Raw genomic sequence first — 18,667 nt, 5'->3', positions numbered from 1 at the left:
TGTTATTTATTAAGCGTTTTTAACCAAGATAGTTTCAAGCACATTCGCCACATCCTCACACTTATCTGTCGCTTTTTCTATCGTTTGTAAAACCTCTTTTTGTTTAATTAATTCAATCGCATTAGTTTCGTATTCGAATAAACGGGCTACCGCTAATGTAAATACATAATCAGCCTGATTTTCGCCACTGTTAATACGGATACAAGCATCGGCAATTACACGGATGTTTTTAAAACTGCGTAATTCTTTAATTGCTTTATCAATATCAGTACACATTTCTACCAAAAGCTCGGCAATTTTAACAATCGGCTCGTTAATGGTATTCATGTTATACATCTGCATCCGGTTTGCAGTACCATAAATATAATCGGCAACATCATCAACGGCAGTAGCCAATGCATGAATGTCTTCTCTATCAAATGGCGTAATAAAGTTCCTACTCAGTTCAAGAAAAATTGAATGGGTAATATCATCACCCACATGCTCCAGGCGCTCAATTTCTTTAAAAATTGTTTTTCTGCTTTCAGCATCACCCGTGCTAACCATTTCTAAAAGGGTTTCTGCAATTTTTAATGCATTGCTACCTGCTTGTTCGAAAAGCGGATGAAACTTTTTGTCTTGAGGTGTAAAGAACTTAAAAATATTGTTCATGTTAATTTTTAATATGTTGCAAAGCTACAAGCCCAATGTTAAGTTAATGTTAATTTATTAATTATATTAACTAATTAGCAGCTTATTTACTTAGGTGTAGCTTATTTCTATAGTTTTAGATCGCTGATAATGAATGACTCAAGAAGTTAATTGTTCATTAACACCGTAATTTGTCTGCATTTTGCAACTTGTGCCTTGTTTGTAAGGGAATGATGAGCTTTTGTATCAGGTAAAAGATGCAGATTACCCACCTTTTTGTAGCGTAAAAGCAAAGGTAGTGCCTATGCCTGGTGTACTTCTTACCGAAATGGTTTGTTGGTGTGCCTCTAAAATGTGTTTTACAATGGCTAGGCCTAAACCTGTGCCTCCAACTTCTCTTGCCCGATGAGTATCGATGCGATAAAAACGCTCAAACAAGCGTAACAAATGTTTTTCTTCTATCCCGATGCCGTTATCGGTAACCTCAATCAAAACCTGATCGTGCAGTTCAAAAATCTTAATGGCTGTTTCGCCGCCATCAATGCCATATTTAATGCTGTTTACCAGCAAATTAATTAACACCTGCCTAATCTTCTCCCGATCTGCAGAAACCAATGTAATGGCAGTATATTTATCTTTAAAAAAGAGTTTAATGTTTTTTGCTTCGGCGCGGTCTTCGAGGTTTTCCATTACCTCTTTCGCCAATTGTACAAAATCGAATTTTTGGTAGTTAATTGGCGATTCGCCCGTTTCTAGCTTTGAAATAACGTCTAAATCATTAATTAAATAACTCAGTCGCTCTACATTATTTTCTGCTTTTTTCAGGAATAAAACCGCCTGATCGGGATCATCTACCAGGCAATCCTGCAAAGTTTCGATGTAACCTTGAATGGCAAAAAGCGGCGTTTTAAATTCATGCGAAACATTTGAAAGAAACTCTCTTCTAAACTGTTCCTGTTTTTTTAACAGGTCTATTTCTTTTTTCTTTGCGCCAGCCCATTCCTTTACTTCTTGTTCAACATCATTAATCGGATCGGAACTCACATACTCACCCAGCGCATCTTTTAAATCTTTACCCAATTTAAGATTATGGATGAGCTTGTAGATGAGTTTAATTTTGGTGTAGATATACTTCTCAAGTAAATAATAAAAAACCAAAAAACTGCACAGAAACGATACACCAAAAGAAATAGCCAAGTAATACAGGCTATGCTGAAAATAAAAATTAACCATCCCGATGGAAAGACCAACGGCAAGAGCAGTAAATAGAACCAGCACGCTTAATTTCATGCTGCAATTTAAAGCTTTTTATGTTAAATGTGTGTTAAGAGACAAAGGGTATTCATTCATTTTTCCGGATATTAAAACAAAAAAGCTTTCCCTTTTGAGGAAAGCTTTATAAAATACGGGTAAGTATTATTTATTTCTTTGTCGAATCGGTTTTAGCCGGAGTTGAAGCAGCAGGTTTAGTGCTGTTTAAATTTCCACCAATTGGAGATGGTGATGGCGTTTTATCTAAACGCTCCTGAATAGCTGAGTTTCCAACCGCAGCACTACCACCGCTAGTTTTAGCAATTGTAGTAACGGCAAGGGTTAATACTACTATTAGCGTTAACAATACCCACGATCCTTTTTCTAAAACATCGCCAGTACGTTGTACACCAAACATGTTACTGGTGCCACCGCCTGTAGCTAAACCACCACCTTTAGGGTTTTGTACTAAAACAAATAAGCCTAAGGCTACACACGCAATAATTAATAAAATGATTAAAAAGGTTACCATGGTAATATTATATTTTAAAATTTCTTTTCTATAGATTGGATAAGGTCGGCAAAGTAACGGCTTTTTTCCGGATATTTCAAACTTAATTTTTTATAAGTATCTATGGCTTTGTGATAAAGCATTTGCTCGATATAAATTTTAGCCAAAGTCTCCGAAACAAGGTCGTAATTGTCTTCTGCGCTTTTCTTTGCCTTATTTTCGTTATCTATCTGTTCTGGCTTAGGCGGCTTGATTGTTGGATCTTCTTTTAAGAATTTCTCGATAATTTCTGCCCCCTTCGCATCTTTAATTTCGGCAGAAGGATATTCGGCTAAATGATCTGCTACCTCAAAAGGAGTCTGAATATGAAAGATATGCTCTACATACTGCTGTTGAAACTCGGCGCTTTCTTGCCGTGGTTTATTTTGGAGCTGTGGTTTTGCCTTATCGGCACTAGGATGAGCATAGGGCTGAAAAATCTGCTCATGCTCTTTACGCGTTTTAGCTAACCACCACAAAAACGTGTATGGAAGCTTATCGTCGTTATATTGCGAAACAAAATTTCTTTCAGGCTCGTCTGGAACTACCGTTTCGATTTCTGGAGCGACTGTAACCACATCTGTGCTTAATTTCTGCTCAAAGGCAAAGAAATCAGTAGCGGCAACACTTTCGATAAAAGAATCATCATCCGCAGGTAAGTCCATTAAATGGCTATCAATACCTGGCAGGTGATTTGGTGTTTCTACGTTTACAGCTTGATTTGTAGATGAATGGGCATCATGCGAAAACTCACTTATTTCTTCAAAAACTTCCGGCTCTTCCTGTGTATATTCCGTAACAGCTACACTAATTTCAGCTTCATCTTCCTGTTTTGCCTCGTCAACTGGAACCATATTTAACACATGAAACAATACATGCCCCTGGCTATATAACGCAGCCTTTGGAATAAATGAAGCATTGGCTTTAGCCAAAAGTAGATGGATAGGCTGTGAATATGGAAATTGCTGAGCCATTTCCTGCAACATGGATGCATGCTCTGGCTTAACCTTTCCAGGTTGCGCAAGTAAATCTGCCAGTAGCTTTTTGTTATCCATTATCGAGGTTTGCCGCTAAGTTAAAAAAATGTAGACGGGTTTTGAAAATTTTGTCTTTTAGAATCCTGCTTTTTACCACTGTGCAAATGCACGGTTAAAAATATCTTCCGATAATTGCTTGTTAATATTTTCGATAGCGCCAGGCAATAACGTTTGAATTGGTGCCCCGTTGATTGGAAAATCAAAATATTTGGTAAAGCTTTCTTCAAAACTTTCTTTTTCGTGTTCTTTTATATTGTTCTTATATTTTACCGAAACGGTTATGGTTAACCTATTTGCGCCCGAAGTAGGTGTAGCACTATTTTGAAGCGCAACCGGTTTAATATCATAACCTGTTATTCTGCCTTCAAATGATGCATCACCTTCACCTGTGGGAGAAATAATCAATTTGGTCTGATTACGGATGCGGCTTTTTAACGATTCGGTAATCTGGTTACTTAATGTTGGCACCACTAATGGTGCATTGTTTTCAAATACACGCACAACCACTGTTTTTAATCCTGTTGTTGATGCTCCACTGAATTTATAAGAGCAGGCGCTCAGTATTGAAGCAACAAGGATTAAAGCAAATATTTTTATTTTCATCAGTTGTATAATTATTAATTATTGCTCATTGTTTTTAATGGCATTTTTCACTTGCATTTATTTTCTCAATGGTGTTCAAGAGAACGCTTCGCTTGGTTAATGAGCTCGCAAAAACTCGGTTTGTTTTTAAAGGCGATGAACTTATAAATTTAATTCTTTAATTTTTCTGTACAGGGTACGCTCTGAAATGCCCAATTCTTGCGCAGCAAACTTCCTTTTACCTTTATGTTTTTTTAATGCCTTTTTAATCAGGTCTGATTCTTTATCCACTAGCGACAAAGATTCTTCTACCTCCTCTGCCTCGTGCGCAAAATAATCAGCATTGTTATTGTTGTTAATGTTATTATTGCTTGGCGTAGGCTGCTGAATGGTAAAGGCATGCTCTTGTCCTGCCGGCAATTCTACATCACGGTACAGCTGATTGATATACTGTGGGTTATCTGCCAAAACAGTAGCGGTATTTCCACCGTGCTGAATAATTTCGGCAACTAGTTTTTTAAGCTCAACCATATCCTTTTTCATGTCAAAAAGCACCTTGTACAAAATATCTCTTTCTGTAAAATCCTCTTTCGACTGTGCGTTAATCGCCATTGGCAAATTACTTCCAGCTTCGTTCGGAATATAGTTTAAAATGGCCTGTCCGCTTACATTTCGGTCTTTCTCTAATACACAGATCTGCTCGGCAATATTTTTTAACTGGCGAACATTACCCGGCCAGCTGTAATTGGTTAAGATCTGAATGGCATCTGGTTCGAGGTGTAATGCCGGACTACGGTATTTATCGCTAAAATCGGCGGCGAATTTTCTGAATAATAAATAAATATCTTCTTTACGCTCCTGCAAAGCCGGAATACGCAATGGAACGGTATTTAACCTATAATATAAATCTTCGCGGAATTTTCCGTTCTTAACACGGTTATACACATCAACATTAGTGGCTGCAATAATACGAACATCTGTTTTCTGTACTTTAGACGAACCTACACGTAAGTATTCGCCACTTTCTAAAATACGCAGTAAACGTGCCTGTGTACCTAAAGGCAGTTCAGCAACCTCGTCTAAAAAGATGGTTCCGCCGTTTGCTACTTCAAAGTAACCTTTACGTGCTTCGTGTGCGCCTGTAAAAGATCCTTTTTCGTGACCAAACAGTTCAGAATCAATGGTCCCCTCGGGAATAGCCCCACAGTTTACAGCAATAAAAGCACCATGTTTACGGGCACTCATCTGATGGATAATTTGCGAGAATACCTCTTTACCACTACCACTTTCGCCTGTTATTAACACCGACATATCAGTTGGTGCTACCTGGCTCGCAATATCTATGGCACGATTAAGTAAAGGCGAATTACCAATAATACCGAAACGCTGTTTAATATTTTGTGTATCCATTCTTTAGATTTGAGTATTGAGATTTGAGATTTAGACCTTACGCTCCTTACCTTCTCCCCCACCTTTTTAAACTATTTTCCCAATTAACGTAGCCGATGTACATTTCTCGATAAATACATTTGCATACTGACCAGGTTTAACTCCTTCAATAGCCGGAAAAATGGCCATCGCTCCGCTATCTCCTCTTCCGCAATAATCCAGATCAGATTTTTTTGAAGTACCTTCAATCAAAACCCGAACGGTTTTACCCACCCATTCTTGCAAACGCATTAACGAATGTGCCTGTTGTTTAGCCAAAATCTCAGCCAAACGGCGTTTTTTCACTTCTTCAGGAATATCATCTTCCAATTTACGGGCAGCTAAAGTTCCAGGTCGTTCAGAGTAAGTAAAGTTATAAGCAAAATCATACTGCACATAATCCATCATGCTCAGGGTTTCTTGGTGCTCTTCTTCTGTTTCCGTACAGAAACCGGCAATAATATCGGTAGAAATTGCACAGCCAGGAATAATGTTACGGATGGCATCAATACGATTGATATACCATTCGCGGGTATAAGTCCTGTTCATTAACTCCAATATGCGGGTATTACCTGATTGAACTGGCAGGTGGATATAGTTACAGATGTTATCGTATTTGGCAATGGTATGTAAAACCTCGTCGGTAATATCTTTTGGATGCGAAGTAGAAAAACGTACCCTTAAATCTGGACTAACCAATGCCGTTTGCTCCAAAAGCTGTGCAAAGTTAACCGTTTCTGTTCCATCTTCCGACGTCCAGGTGTACGAATCTACGTTTTGGCCTAAAAGCGTAACCTCGCGGTAACCAGCCTCAAATAAGCCTTTCGCTTCTTCTATAATAGAATGTGCATCGCGGCTTCGCTCACGGCCGCGGGTAAATGGAACAACACAGAAAGAACACATGTTATTACAACCACGGGTAATGGAAATAAAAGCAGTTATTCCGTTGCTGTTTAACCGAACGGGACTGATATCAGCATAAGTTTCCTCGCGGGACAATAAAACATTAACTGCTTTATGTCCGCTTTCTACCTGCTCAATTAAGTTAGGCAGATCGCGGTAGGCATCGGGCCCCACCACAACATCAACCAAACGTTCTTCTTCTAAAAATTTAGATTTTAACCGCTCTGCCATGCAGCCCAAAACCCCAACAATTAATTTCGGGTTACGGCGTTTTTCGACACCGAACTGCGATAATCGGTTTCTAACCCTGGTTTCTGCGTTTTCGCGGATAGAGCAGGTATTAATGAAGATTACATCCGCCTGGTGATAATCACCTGTGGTTTCAAATCCAGTTTCCGATAAAATAGAGGCAACAATTTCACTATCAGCAAAATTCATTGCACAACCGTAACTTTCGATATATAATTTACGGGCATCGGCTTTAACTGGTGTATCTAAAATTAAAGCTTCACCTTGCCTAGCCTCATCGTGCGTTTTATCCTGTACTTGTAAATCAATCATTATTTAAAAACATTTTGGGGATTGCAAAAATACATAAATAAAATTAAAAGTGACAAATTGACATATTTTGTTTAAATGTTTACAGTACGATTATGATAAGGCAGTTAGCAGCCCCAATTAATCCATATTTTATATGGTTGAATAAAAAGTTTTTTGGAAATGTAGGCTTCGGTCCCTATAGGGGATTGTAGCCCCGCCCCCGCTTCTGCCCCAATTGAAAAAATTGTGGCATCCCGCTATGGTCGGGTTTAGGTTACATCTGTTCCTGCTACTATGAATGGTTTCCATGCCACCGCCCTAACCCATCTAGCCCTTGGCGAAGCGGTACCCTACAGGCCTGGAGGTACGATGGCCGAAGCGTACAAGCGAAGCAAAGGAACAAACACTGTTACTTTTACTGCCCCTGCGATCCAAAAACATTTTAACAATATCTCCTCTTTGGTCTTTCTCCTTTAGTCTTTTAGCTTTCTATTAAAAAACCTTTCGCACTCCTATCTGTTACATACGGATAAGCCATAATAAATGACAGCGCAGAATAAAAATAAAATTTGGGCCTGGATAGGAAGCATATTCGGCATTTTAATTTTAATTGTTGCATTTGGTGCTATGTTTTTAAGCGCCCGATGGAAACCTATACTGACCGAAAAAATTAAAGCTGGTGTTTACAATGGCTCTCATCATTTATACCGCATAGATTTTAAAAGCATTAACTTAAACGTAATTACCGGCAGCCTGGCCCTACGTGATGTTACACTAACACCCGATACGGCTGTTTTTGATAGCTTAAAGAAAAAACAAATGGCTCCTGCCCATACTTTCGAGCTTAAATTAAAGAAATTACAGATTAGCCGTGTTGGAATATTAACGGCCTACTTTAGAAAACGGATAGATGTAAATGAGATCATTTTACAAAAGCCATCTATCAACATGATTTTTAACAGAGTAAGCAGGAAACCAGATAGCATAAAAGATGAAAAATCGCTTTACGAACAGATTTCGAAAACTTTTAAATCGGTACACATAAAAAGCATCAAAATTGTAGATGCAGATTTCGATTATATCAACAAAACCGCAGCAAAAAAAGTCAAAAAATCAATCAAACACCTCGATATTAACATTAATGATTTCTTGTTGGATTCGCTTTCGGGCAACGATACAACAAGGTTTTATTATACCAAAGATGCATCTTTTCAGATTGCGGGTTATAAATCGGTAACGAAAGATAAAATGTACGCCATGAAAATTGATACCATTAGCGGCTCTACTGCATCAAAAAAAATAACCGCAAAAGGGTTTAAGCTTACACCCTTGTACGATGAACTTACTTTTGCAAGAAAATACAAGATCCAGAAAGACCGGTATAACTTAAGCTTTGATCAAATAGAATTTAACGGTGTTGATTTTATGGGTTTAAACACCGACCAGAAACTGCATGCAAAATCGCTAAGGATTGGGCCTGCCAATGTAGAAGTTTTTATGAGCCGCGAATCGCCACCGCCACCAGGATTTGATAAGGGCCAAAATTATCCGCATATAGCCTTAAAAAGGTTAAACATGCCTACCCTGATTGATACAGTAAAACTGAGAAACATTAATGTTAAATATGCTGAATTTAACCCTGCAAGTAAAAAAATTGGATCGGTTGACTTTAAAGCGCTAACCGGAAACATTTTAAATGTAACCAATGATAGTTTACAACTGAGCAAAAAGAACCATGCCCTGGCAGATTTAAACACGCTTTTAATGGGTACCGGAAAGCTGAATGTAAAAATCGATTTCAATCTTACCGATAACAATGGTGCATTTACCTACAGTGGGAATCTGGGGAAATTTGATCTAAAAAACTTAAACCCACTATCTAAAGCCCTGGGCTTAATAGAGATTGAAAGTGGCGAAGTGCAGCATATCGATTTCAGTGCAAACGGAAACTTAAGATCTGCATCGGGCAAGCTGAATATGTTGTACACAAGCCTGAAAATAAAGCTCTTAACAGACAATATTGATGGAGAGGGGACCAAGAAAAAAGGGTTTTTGTCTTTTTTGGCCAATACCATATTAGTTAAAGATGAAAACCCGCAAAAAGGCGAAGCGCCAAGAACAGCAAGCATGACTAATACCAGGATTAATTCGGCCTCCTTTTTTAACCTGATGTGGAAAACCGTTTTTATGGGCATAAAGGATATTGTAGGCCTTGGCGTGGTACCTGAAAAGAATCCGGTAAAACAGCAAAAAGTAATTGCAAAAAAAATAAGGGAACAAAAACGGGCAGACAGAAAAGCTGCACGAAAAGCCCGGAGAGAAAAAAACTGATTCTACATTTTTCAAATATATGTTTATAACCGTATATTGCTAATAAAACCACAACCTCTCATTGTTTAATGCCTGATACCAAAAGATACCGTTATAAAGTTTTTAAATGGATTGCGTGTATATTACTCGGTGTTTTTATCGTACTTACAGGTATAGCTTGGTTGTTAAATGTAAAATCTCGTCCTATTTTAACCGACAGGATCAAAACACTGCTCTACAAATCAACCGATAGTTTATATACCATTAGTTTTACCAAGGTATCTACCAACGTTTTTACAGGCAATGCCACTTTACAGAATGTAAAAATAATGCCCGATACCAATCGGTTTAAGCAACTTATAGCCTTAAAAAGGGCACCAAACAATTTATATACTGTTTCTTTAAAAAAACTGGTGGTTAAGCGCTTCCATCCGTTAACCTTGTACCGCGAAAAAAAACTGCAATTAGAGGAAATCATATTCGATAAACCTGAGGTAACGATGGTTAATAAACAGTTCGATTTTAATGAAGGGCGTGCACCCAGGCCCATTAAATCGCCTTACGATATCATCTCCAAAAACCTGAAAGAGTTTAGCATTAAAACCATCCGTTTTAAGGACGTAAGTTTTAAGTATGTGAATAAAAATGTCCCTAATTCTGTGCCTTTCGATATTGACGACCTTAATATTACGTTAACCGATTTGCTGGTTGATTCTACCTCTGCTGATGATCCTAAAAGATTTTATTTACTTAAGGATATTGTGGTCAATCTGAATAACTATGTATACCACACTCCAGACAAGATGTACGATATCCAATTAGATCAGCTGGATTTCAGGGCAACAACAGGTAAGTTAAGGATTAACAGTTTTGCTTTGGTACCCCTATATGATGAGATGAACTTTGGCAAAGTTGCCGGGTATGCGAAAGAACGTTTCGACATCAAGATGCACAACATTATGCTTAATGGGATTGATTTGCCATTATACATCAGCAAACAAGAACTTTGGGCAAAGGAAATGGCCATTACCAATGGTTTCATTTCGGTATTTAACCACAATGGCCTCCTTAAAAAATCGCAGGAAAGCAAAATTGGAAAGTTCCCCATCAGCTTTTGCAGCTTGTTCATGCGCCTATTCTGGTCCAGAAAATACAGCTGAAGGATGTAAATGTTAACTATTCGGTTTTCAACAGAGAAAGTAATCAACGAGGACGGATCAGTTTTGAAAACACCTCCGGAATTATAAAAAATGCTACCAACCTTAATAATATTAAGGCCATAAACCCGATCATGGAGGTTAATCTGAATACTTATTTATTTGGTCAGGGAAAGCTAGATGTGAACTTTATGTTCGACCTTACCGCTAAAGATGGCGCATTTTCTTACAATGGAGTTTTACACAATTTTAATGCGCGGGTTTTAAATCAGATTACTAAACCACTTGGCCTGGTGCGCATTAACCGCGGGAATGTAGATAAATTGAAGTTTAATTTTAAAGCGAATGATTTAGGCGCAAAAGGAACGGTAGCATTCTCCTACTACGACCTTTCTGTTGCGCTGATGAAAAACGACCCAGAAAAAGATCACCTGGTTACCCGCGGTTTTCTTTCTTTCTTAGCAAATGCCTTAATCATTAAATCAGAAAATCCAGGCGCAGATGGAAAACTGGTACCTGTAGCCGTTAATTACAGCAGGCCGGCAAATACCTCTTTCTTCAACATGATCTGGAAGAGCCTTTTTACAGGCATAAAATATAGCATTGGCATTACCGAAGAAAAGCAGAATAAAGTACGTGAGCATATTGCAAAGTTTAAGGCTATGCGGGCCAATCATTTACAAAGAAAACAGAGGCGGCTAGAACGCCGGATAAAGCGTGAACGAGAACAAAATGAAAAGCGATAACATATTGTAACCTTTTCTTATCTTTATTCTCTAAACCTTAAACTAAAATTATGATTATTGCCCTCGTTGTTATCGGATTTATATTTCTTATCGGGATTTTCTTTTACAACTCCCTCATCGGGAAGAAAAACCAGGTAACAAATGCCTTCTCTGCCATTGATGTAATGCTTAAAAAGCGGTTCGACCTTATCCCAAATCTTGTTGAAGTGGTAAAACAGTACACTACTTATGAACAGGGAACCTTAACCAAAATAGTTGAACTGAGAGCTAAAGCAGGTTCACCAAATATTAGCAATGCAGAAAAAGCAGATTTAGACGCGCAATTGGGCAATAGTGTGAAAGGTTTAATGGTCAACATCGAAAATTACCCCGATTTAAAAGCCAATACCAATTTTATTAACCTGCAAACCACCTGGACCGAGAGCGAAGAACAGATTGCGGCTGCTAGAAGAACCTATAATGCCTCCGTAACCGATTACAATAATTCGATTATGATGTTCCCAGGCAGTTTATTTGCCGGAATGTTAAATTTCCAAGCGATTGCCGTTTTAGAAACCGCAGCTGAAGAGCGTAAAAACATTAGCGCAAAAGAACTCTTTAATAATTAATGTCGTTCGATATTGCAAATAATGTAGCCTTGCAACAAGTTTTGGCTACAATGGAGATAGAGCGCAAAAGAATTGCCGCTACCCAAACCAAAGGCTATATTTTTATTACCGCGGGCATTCTGCTTTGTATTCTAGGCTTCTTCCTCGGCTTTCCTATTCCTGGTGTAATTGGTGGTTTAATACCTCTTATTTATGGCGGTGTTTTGTTATTTAAAATCAACGATTCTTTAACAGCTTACCAAAGTGCTTACAAAACCAATGTAATTGGTGCAGCCCTTAAATTTTTAGACGAAAGTTTAGCGATTAATCCTTACCAGGGGATCGAAGCTTCGGAGTTTATGTACACACAGTTGTTTAGCAATGAGCCCGATCGTTATAAAACAGAGGACCTGGTAACTGGATGTGCTGATAAAACCCGGTTTTACTTTGCTGAGGTGCATGCTGAATACAAAACAGTAACCCAAACCAAAAACGGAACCCGAACAGAGTGGCACGACATTTTTAAGGGCATCATCTTTGCTGCCGATTTTAACAAGAAATTTAATGGCGTAACCATTGTTAGACCAAAAGATTTCGGAGCGGCCTTTGGTGCATGGTTTTCTAAAAACCTGTTCTCTTTTAGCGGTAATGATGTTATCCAATTGGAGAATGTAGAATTTGATAAGACTTTTGTGACTTATGGCTCAGATCAGGTAGAATCTAGATATATCCTTACACCTGCCATGATGGAACGCATACTAAACCTCAATCATCAAACCAAATATAATATCAGTTTATCCTTTATCGAATCGAGGATGTACATCGCTTTCCCTTTGAACCGGAATTATTTTGAAGCGCCCGTTTTTAAATCATTGCTAAGTCCAGAAACAGTAAATGAAGATATCTCTACCATAAAATTTATGTATGATATTGTTAAGGAATTGGATCTGAATACAAGGATTTGGGGAAAGGAATAAGGTGTTTAACCGCAAAGGGCGCTGAGTTTTTTCGCGGAGTTGCAAAGGATATATAAAAAGCTATTGCTTAGCGTCCTTTGCGATTTATCTTTGCGCACTTTGCGGTTAAATAGCGCCTAACTCAAATGTTTTTTTACAATTTCTTCAAGCGCGGCAATATCAAAAGGTTTCGATAGATAACTATCGGCACCAGCTTCATCGGCCAGTGAAGATATATCATTATTTGCCGAGAAATAAATTACTGGAATATGTTTTAAATCAGGATGGCTTTTTAATGCTTTAGTAGCCTGTATACCTCCCAAATCGGGCAGCCAATTATCCATAAAAATTAAGTCAGGCATATACGCTGCAACCTGTTCTTCTATGTTGTTGGCATTTTCTGATGTTTTTATCTCATACCCTGCATCTTCCAAAATAAATGTACAGAGATCAAGGATATCCCTATTATCATCAAAAACAAATACTTTTTTTGTAACTATCATATTAACCTCCGAAAAGCAATCAACCATTTAACTTATTTATATAATTAGCCATATCGTAGCTATCCAATATTATATGCGGCTCGACATTCAGAACCGCCTGTTGCGGCATATACGGCATTATGGCCGTACGTGGATTCTGTATAACTACCCTACCGCTATAATTGTTTACACTTTTTAACCCTTCTACTCCATCGGCATTAGATCCTGAAAGCAAAATACAGACTAATTTTTCTTTAAAAACCTCAGCTGCTGACTGAAAGGTAACATCAATTGATGGTCGGGAATAATTTACTTTTTCAGAATAATCAAAAGATATACTTTGGTCTTCCTCTATCAGCATATGATAATCAGCAGGTGCGATAAAAACTTTGCCTGCGTTTAAAAATTCCTTTTCTTCTGCTTCGCTAACTGTCAATGTAGTGCGCGATTTTAATAAATCGGTTAAAAGAGATTGATTACTTGCCTTACGGTGAACCACTAATACAATAGGGAAACTAATATCGTTCCTTAGGGCTGGAAAAATTTCGAGCAATACATCTAAACTACCGGCCGAGCCGCCAATAATTAATGCACCACACGATATAGAATCTACAGTTTCCGCCATATTTTCTCCATTTTAACCCTTTTATATTCTTTGGCTTTTGGCCAGAACTCCAAACTTTCTTTACTTCCTAGGGCAAGATAGCCTAATTTCTCGATGCTACTATCAAATAGGTTAAATACTTTATGCTGTAAATCTTTATCAAAATAAATTAATACGTTTCTACATAAAATTAGCTGAAACTCGTTAAAAGAATGATCGGAAACCAGATTATGCGTAGAAAAGATCATCTTACTGTTTAAGCTTTCATCAAATTTTGCCAAAGAGTAGTTCGCTGTGTAATAAGAAGAAAAATCTTTTAACCCACCCGATTGCAGGTAATTTTCGGAATACTGCTTTAAATAATTTAAAGGGAACATGCCTTTTTTTGCTTTATCTAAAACCGATGGATTAATATCTGTGGCATAAATAAGCGATTTATTGAGCAAATTAAGTTCTTTTAAAACAATGGCAAGCGAATAAGCCTCTTCTCCGGTAGAGCAGCCCGCCACCCAGATCCGTATAAACGGATAAGTGCCAAGCACAGGAAGTACATCATTCCGCAACGATTTATAAAAAGAAGGATCGCGAAACATTTCGGTAACATTAACCGTAATTTCCTCTAAAAACCGCTTAAAATATTGCTTATCTGTTTTAATTGTGTACCGAAATTCTGCAAAACTCACAAAATTATCCAGTCCATAAAGGCGTATAATCCTTCTTTTTATCGATGCGTGAGAGTATTCCAAAAAATCATATCCATGAGTTTCTAGAACATCATTCAACAGGATTTCTACCTGTTCATTATCTATCGCATCACTTATCACCTGCTATTTTGTAAAATTTTCTATTTGCACTAATAACTCATCAACATTTATCGGCTTTGAAATATAGCCCGATGCGCCTGCGCTTAAACAACGCTCCCTATCTCCAACCATAGCCTGGGCGGTTACCGCTAACACAGGTATATCCTGCATTCTCGCCGATTTCTTCATTACCGCAATAGCTTGATAACCGTCCATGTCTGGCATCATCATATCCATTAAAACAATGGCAACATTATCGTGCTTTTCTAGAATAGAAAAACCGTCTTTGGCACTTAAAGCAGATAAACAATCAAAACCTTTGGCCTTTAAAACAGCTTTTAAAGCAAAAATGTTTCGGTTATCATCATCAATTATGAGAATTAATTTTTGAGGCATAAAATAAAAAATGGTTTATGATTTATGGTGATTTTCGTACAACCATACTCTTAATAACGATATCGTTATCATCATCAATTATGAGAATTAATTTTTGAGGCATAAAATAAAAAATGGTTTATGATTTATGGTGATTTTCGTACAACCATACTCTTAATAACGATATCAGTTGATCCATATCTACGGGTTTGCTAATGTAATCAGACGCACCTGCAGCAATGCACTTTTCGCGGTCGCCCATCATGGCTTTTGCAGTAACGGCTAAAATGGGCAGGTTTCGATATTTAATATCCTGCCTGATGGCTGTTGTAGTTTCGTAACCGTCTAATTCCGGCATCATCATATCCATTAAAACAACATCAATTCCTGGGTTTTCATTTAGTAATTTAAGCGCCTCTTTACCATCGGTTGCTGCTATAACTTTCATCTGGTGCTGCTCTAGCATTTTGGTTAAGGAGAAGATGTTACGCACATCATCATCTGCTACCAGAACGGTTTTTCCAACCAATACATCCTGCAATTCGGAAAACTTTTTAGGTGTTTTTATCTTTTCCTTACTTTTTTCTTCTACTAAGTGAAGAAACAGGCCTGCTTCATCCAAAATACGCTGATAAGAATGTGCCGTTTTTACGACGATAGAATCAGCATATTGTTTGATCCGGTTCTCTTCTCCTTTTGAAAGGTTTTTACCTGTGAAAATAATGATTGGTAAATTTTCTAAGCCGGGCGTTTTCTTTACCACCTCCAGCGTATCGTAAGCATGTTTGTCAGGAATGCCCATGTCCAAGATCACACAATTAACCTCTGGCTTATGTAAGGCAGAAACACTTTCTTTTACCTGGTTGACAATTTCTGTCTGGATGTTAAAATTGCTTAAAAAGTAGCTTAATGCTTTAGCATGTTGCTCATTTTCTTCAACAATGAGTACTTTTTTAGGATGACGGCTTAAGGCATGTTCCAGTTTCGAAAATATCTCCTGCATGTGCTCAAAAGCAAAAGGCTTATTTATGAAGTCTACTGCACCTTTTAATAAACTTTCTTTCTTAACCTGTAGAGAAGACATGATGTGTACCGGAATGGGGCGCGTTGATGGATCCGATTTCAGCTCTTCCATTACTTGCCAGCCATCTTTAACCGGCAATTGGATATCAAGTAAAATAGCAAGTGGTTTAAAGGTTTTCGCCATTTCTATACCTGCATCGCCGCGAACAGCAACCAAACCTTTATAATTTCTTTTCCTGGTAAAATCTAAAAGTGTTTTAGCAAAAGGGGTATCATCTTCAACAATTAAAATCACCTTATCATCAGGCTGAATATTATCTCGGTCATCTTCAACCTCTTGTGGAATATTATCTACGGTTAAATGGCTCACTTTTTTTACCGGTGCTTCCAAGGCGATTATCGGTTGGTCTACACTTGGCACAATACCATCAAAACCTTTATTTCTATCAATGGGTAAAGTGAGCGTAAAAATACTCCCTTCGCCTTCTGTACTTTTTAAATCAATATATCCGCCCAATAGTTTGGCCAGCTCTCTACTAATTGAAAGCCCAAGGCCTGTACCACCAAACTTACGGCGCGTAGAGCCATCTGCCTGCTGAAAAGCTTCGAATACCATGCCCTGCTTTTCGGGCGCTATACCTACTCCCGTATCGGTAACCTTAAATACCAACGCGCCTAACTTTTCATTTTTATTAATATTTAAGGTTACAGCACCTGCGGCAGTAAATTTAATGGCATTTGACAGCAGGTTTTTAATGATCTGTTCCAAACGCATTTTATCGGTATGAAAAAACTCCGGAACTTCTGGCGATTTTTCGATAACAAAGTTTAGGTTCTTCTCTTTAGCTAAAGGATTAAACAGCGAACGCATGTTGAAAATAACCTCGTCAACCTTAATATTTGTTCTATCGAGTTCCATTTTGCCAGCTTCGATTTTAGAAAGGTCTAAAATTTCGTCAATTAAGCTTAAAAGACCCTGGCCTGAGCTTTGAATAACCTCTGCATATTCCTGATGCTCCCGATCCATAGCCTCATTTTCGGCCATTAACCTCGACAACAACAATATCGAGTTGAGCGGTGTTCTTAACTCGTGCGACATATTGGCCAAAAATTCTGACTTATACCTTGTACTCAATTCTAAAGCCTCAGCCTTTTGCTGAATCTCTATATTACGTTCTTCTATCAGTTCATTTTTTTCTTCCAATAAGCTGCTTCTTTCCTCCAGCTCCTGGTTACTTTGCAACAGTTCTTCTTGCTGTACGCGTAATTCTTCTTCACTGGCCTGCAGTTTTTGTGCCTGCGCTTCAAGCTCCGCATTTAAACCCTCCAACTCACTGTGCTGAACCTGCAACTCTTCTGATTGTGCCTGGGTTTCTTCTAACAGCTGCTGTAGCTTTTGCCTGTTCTGCGCCCCTAATAAGGCGGTGCCCACATCAGATGAAACCAAGTTTAAAAAGTGCAATTGCAGATCGCTGTATTTACCAATGGTACCTAGTTCTAAACCGCCTATTGAAATTTCATTTCTAATTATTGGTAACACAATTACCTGTGCTGGTTTAATATTCCCCGTAGCATGTGTAATGGTTAGCTCGTTCTGCGGAACATCATCCAATAATATTGGCTTACCTGATTTAACCGCCTGGCCAATTAAGCCCTGCCCAAGTTCTATGGTTTGGAGTAGATTTTGTCCTCGTAAAGCATATTGCCCTTTTAAATGCAGATATCCATCATCTTTAAATAAATAAATGGCACCTACCTGGCTCTTAGTGTAATTAGCCAAAAACGCTATAATATCTTCTGCCAGATGGAAAACATCTTTTTCGCCAACCATTTTCACGTTTAGGTTAGCTACTCCGGTTTGCAACCATTCATTCTCTGCTAAAGTATCAAAAGATTTTTTCAATGATAATGACATTGTATTTAGCGAATCAGAAAGTTCTCCAATATCATCCGCGGTTTGACTATCGAGTTTTACACCATAATTACCACTAGAAATTTGATAGGCAATTTCTTTAATGGCAATTATACGTTTCTCCATCTCGGTTTTTTTATCTTCAATTTCTTGCTGAAGTTTAACACGTTCATCAAAATCAATTGATACCCTCCGGTAAAAAAACAAAGTAATCAGAATGGCAAGGAGCGCCGCAATTAAAATCAGGATCGGGGTATAAGATGTAAGCTTATTTAATTCGTTGGTTCTTTCTTCAAGTAATCTTTTCTCTTCAACTACCATTTTACTTACAATTTCCCTAGCCTCATCCATATAAAGCTTGCCCTGAAACAAAACAGTTGGATCAATAACACCGCCTAAAGTTTTAATCTCTATGGTCGATTTAATGATATCCATTCTTTTAAAAAGAATATTTTTAAGTGCTGCTACATTTTTTTGCTGAACACTATTATCCTTGGTATCGAGCTCAACTTTTTTTAGAATCAAAGCGGCCGAATCGTTGGCGCCATAATAAGGTGTTAAAAACACCTTGTTCCCTGTTAATAAAAAACCCCGCTGACCAGTTTCGGCATCCTTTAAATAGGATATAATGTTCTCAGCATTTAATATCACCTCATCACTTTTTTTTACCAGTTCGGTACTTTTAATAAGATTGCCAATACTGATGTAAGAGGCCAGCGAACTGATAAATAGAATAATTAGCGATAAGCCAAGGCCTAAACGTAAATTATTTTTAAGAGTTGTTTTCATTA

The 18,667-nt window shown here is 37.9% G+C and carries 17 protein-coding genes; 5 read left to right on the top strand and 12 right to left on the bottom strand.

Annotated features, from left to right (window positions below; genetic code table 11):
- Nucleotides 1-9: 9 nt before the first annotated feature.
- The 7 genes from H9N25_RS20690 to miaB form a co-directional block, all read right to left on the bottom strand.
- Entirely contained in the window at nucleotides 10-651 is a 642-nt protein-coding gene (locus tag H9N25_RS20690) for a DUF47 domain-containing protein (protein WP_029274248.1), read from the bottom strand.
- A gap of 243 nt (nucleotides 652-894) precedes the next feature.
- Nucleotides 895-1,920 (bottom strand): sensor histidine kinase, encoded by a 1,026-nt coding sequence (locus tag H9N25_RS20685; protein WP_190327088.1) that lies wholly within the window; start codon nucleotides 1,918-1,920, stop codon nucleotides 895-897.
- Between the two features lie 130 nt (nucleotides 1,921-2,050).
- Complete coding sequence (gene secG / locus H9N25_RS20680; protein ID WP_167295993.1) at nucleotides 2,051-2,413, bottom strand: preprotein translocase subunit SecG; 363 nt, start codon at nucleotides 2,411-2,413, stop codon at nucleotides 2,051-2,053.
- Nucleotides 2,414-2,427: 14 nt separating this feature from the next.
- Nucleotides 2,428-3,486 (bottom strand): hypothetical protein, encoded by a 1,059-nt coding sequence (locus H9N25_RS20675; protein ID WP_190327087.1) that lies wholly within the window; start codon nucleotides 3,484-3,486, stop codon nucleotides 2,428-2,430.
- A gap of 72 nt (nucleotides 3,487-3,558) precedes the next feature.
- Nucleotides 3,559-4,071 carry an LptE family protein gene (locus tag H9N25_RS20670; RefSeq protein ID WP_167295991.1) on the bottom strand — a complete coding sequence of 171 codons (513 nt, stop codon included), beginning with the start codon at nucleotides 4,069-4,071 and terminating at the stop codon, nucleotides 3,559-3,561.
- Nucleotides 4,072-4,212: 141 nt separating this feature from the next.
- The gene (locus tag H9N25_RS20665) at nucleotides 4,213-5,460 is read right to left on the bottom strand and encodes a sigma 54-interacting transcriptional regulator (protein WP_167295990.1); all 1,248 of its coding nucleotides are present in this window, start codon (nucleotides 5,458-5,460) and stop codon (nucleotides 4,213-4,215) included.
- A gap of 66 nt (nucleotides 5,461-5,526) precedes the next feature.
- Nucleotides 5,527-6,942: a tRNA (N6-isopentenyl adenosine(37)-C2)-methylthiotransferase MiaB gene (gene miaB / locus H9N25_RS20660; RefSeq protein WP_167295989.1), complete on the bottom strand. Its 1,416-nt coding sequence runs from the start codon at nucleotides 6,940-6,942 to the stop codon at nucleotides 5,527-5,529.
- 522 nt (nucleotides 6,943-7,464) lie between these two features.
- Here miaB and H9N25_RS20655 point away from each other — a divergent pair.
- The 5 genes from H9N25_RS20655 (at nucleotide 7,465) to H9N25_RS20640 (ending at nucleotide 12,698) form a co-directional block, all read left to right on the top strand.
- The gene (locus H9N25_RS20655) at nucleotides 7,465-9,252 is read left to right on the top strand and encodes an AsmA family protein (RefSeq protein WP_190327086.1); all 1,788 of its coding nucleotides are present in this window, start codon (nucleotides 7,465-7,467) and stop codon (nucleotides 9,250-9,252) included.
- Nucleotides 9,253-9,320: 68 nt separating this feature from the next.
- Entirely contained in the window at nucleotides 9,321-10,391 is a 1,071-nt protein-coding gene (locus H9N25_RS24735; protein WP_223833458.1) for a hypothetical protein, read from the top strand.
- 131 nt (nucleotides 10,392-10,522) lie between these two features.
- The gene (locus tag H9N25_RS24730; protein WP_223833457.1) at nucleotides 10,523-11,134 is read left to right on the top strand and encodes a hypothetical protein; all 612 of its coding nucleotides are present in this window, start codon (nucleotides 10,523-10,525) and stop codon (nucleotides 11,132-11,134) included.
- 50 nt (nucleotides 11,135-11,184) lie between these two features.
- Nucleotides 11,185-11,742 (top strand): LemA family protein, encoded by a 558-nt coding sequence (locus H9N25_RS20645; protein WP_167295986.1) that lies wholly within the window; start codon nucleotides 11,185-11,187, stop codon nucleotides 11,740-11,742.
- Nucleotides 11,742-12,698: a DUF3137 domain-containing protein gene (locus H9N25_RS20640; RefSeq protein WP_190327085.1), complete on the top strand. Its 957-nt coding sequence runs from the start codon at nucleotides 11,742-11,744 to the stop codon at nucleotides 12,696-12,698. The genes H9N25_RS20645 and H9N25_RS20640 overlap by 1 nt, the downstream gene beginning before the upstream one ends.
- Nucleotides 12,699-12,814: 116 nt before the next feature.
- On the opposite strand, the gene H9N25_RS20635 is transcribed toward H9N25_RS20640, so the two are convergent.
- The 5 genes from H9N25_RS20635 to H9N25_RS20615 all read right to left on the bottom strand — a co-directional run bounded on the left by H9N25_RS20635 (nucleotide 12,815) and on the right by H9N25_RS20615 (nucleotide 18,665).
- Nucleotides 12,815-13,180 carry a response regulator gene (locus tag H9N25_RS20635; RefSeq protein WP_190327084.1) on the bottom strand — a complete coding sequence of 122 codons (366 nt, stop codon included), beginning with the start codon at nucleotides 13,178-13,180 and terminating at the stop codon, nucleotides 12,815-12,817.
- 19 nt (nucleotides 13,181-13,199) lie between these two features.
- Nucleotides 13,200-13,784, bottom strand: coding sequence for a chemotaxis protein CheB (locus tag H9N25_RS20630; protein WP_190327083.1), 585 nt, complete (start codon nucleotides 13,782-13,784; stop codon nucleotides 13,200-13,202).
- Nucleotides 13,769-14,587 carry a CheR family methyltransferase gene (locus tag H9N25_RS20625; RefSeq protein ID WP_190327082.1) on the bottom strand — a complete coding sequence of 273 codons (819 nt, stop codon included), beginning with the start codon at nucleotides 14,585-14,587 and terminating at the stop codon, nucleotides 13,769-13,771. The genes H9N25_RS20630 and H9N25_RS20625 overlap by 16 nt, the downstream gene beginning before the upstream one ends.
- Before the next feature lie 3 nt (nucleotides 14,588-14,590).
- Nucleotides 14,591-14,962, bottom strand: coding sequence for a response regulator (locus tag H9N25_RS20620; RefSeq protein ID WP_167295982.1), 372 nt, complete (start codon nucleotides 14,960-14,962; stop codon nucleotides 14,591-14,593).
- A 118-nt stretch (nucleotides 14,963-15,080) separates the two neighbouring features.
- Nucleotides 15,081-18,665: a response regulator gene (locus H9N25_RS20615; RefSeq protein WP_167295981.1), complete on the bottom strand. Its 3,585-nt coding sequence runs from the start codon at nucleotides 18,663-18,665 to the stop codon at nucleotides 15,081-15,083.
- Between the last annotated feature and the right edge of the window lie 2 nt (nucleotides 18,666-18,667).

Source organism: Pedobacter riviphilus (assembly GCF_014692875.1).
Classification (GTDB): domain Bacteria; phylum Bacteroidota; class Bacteroidia; order Sphingobacteriales; family Sphingobacteriaceae; genus Pedobacter; species Pedobacter riviphilus.
This window is presented reverse-complemented; position numbering and strand designations above follow the sequence as displayed.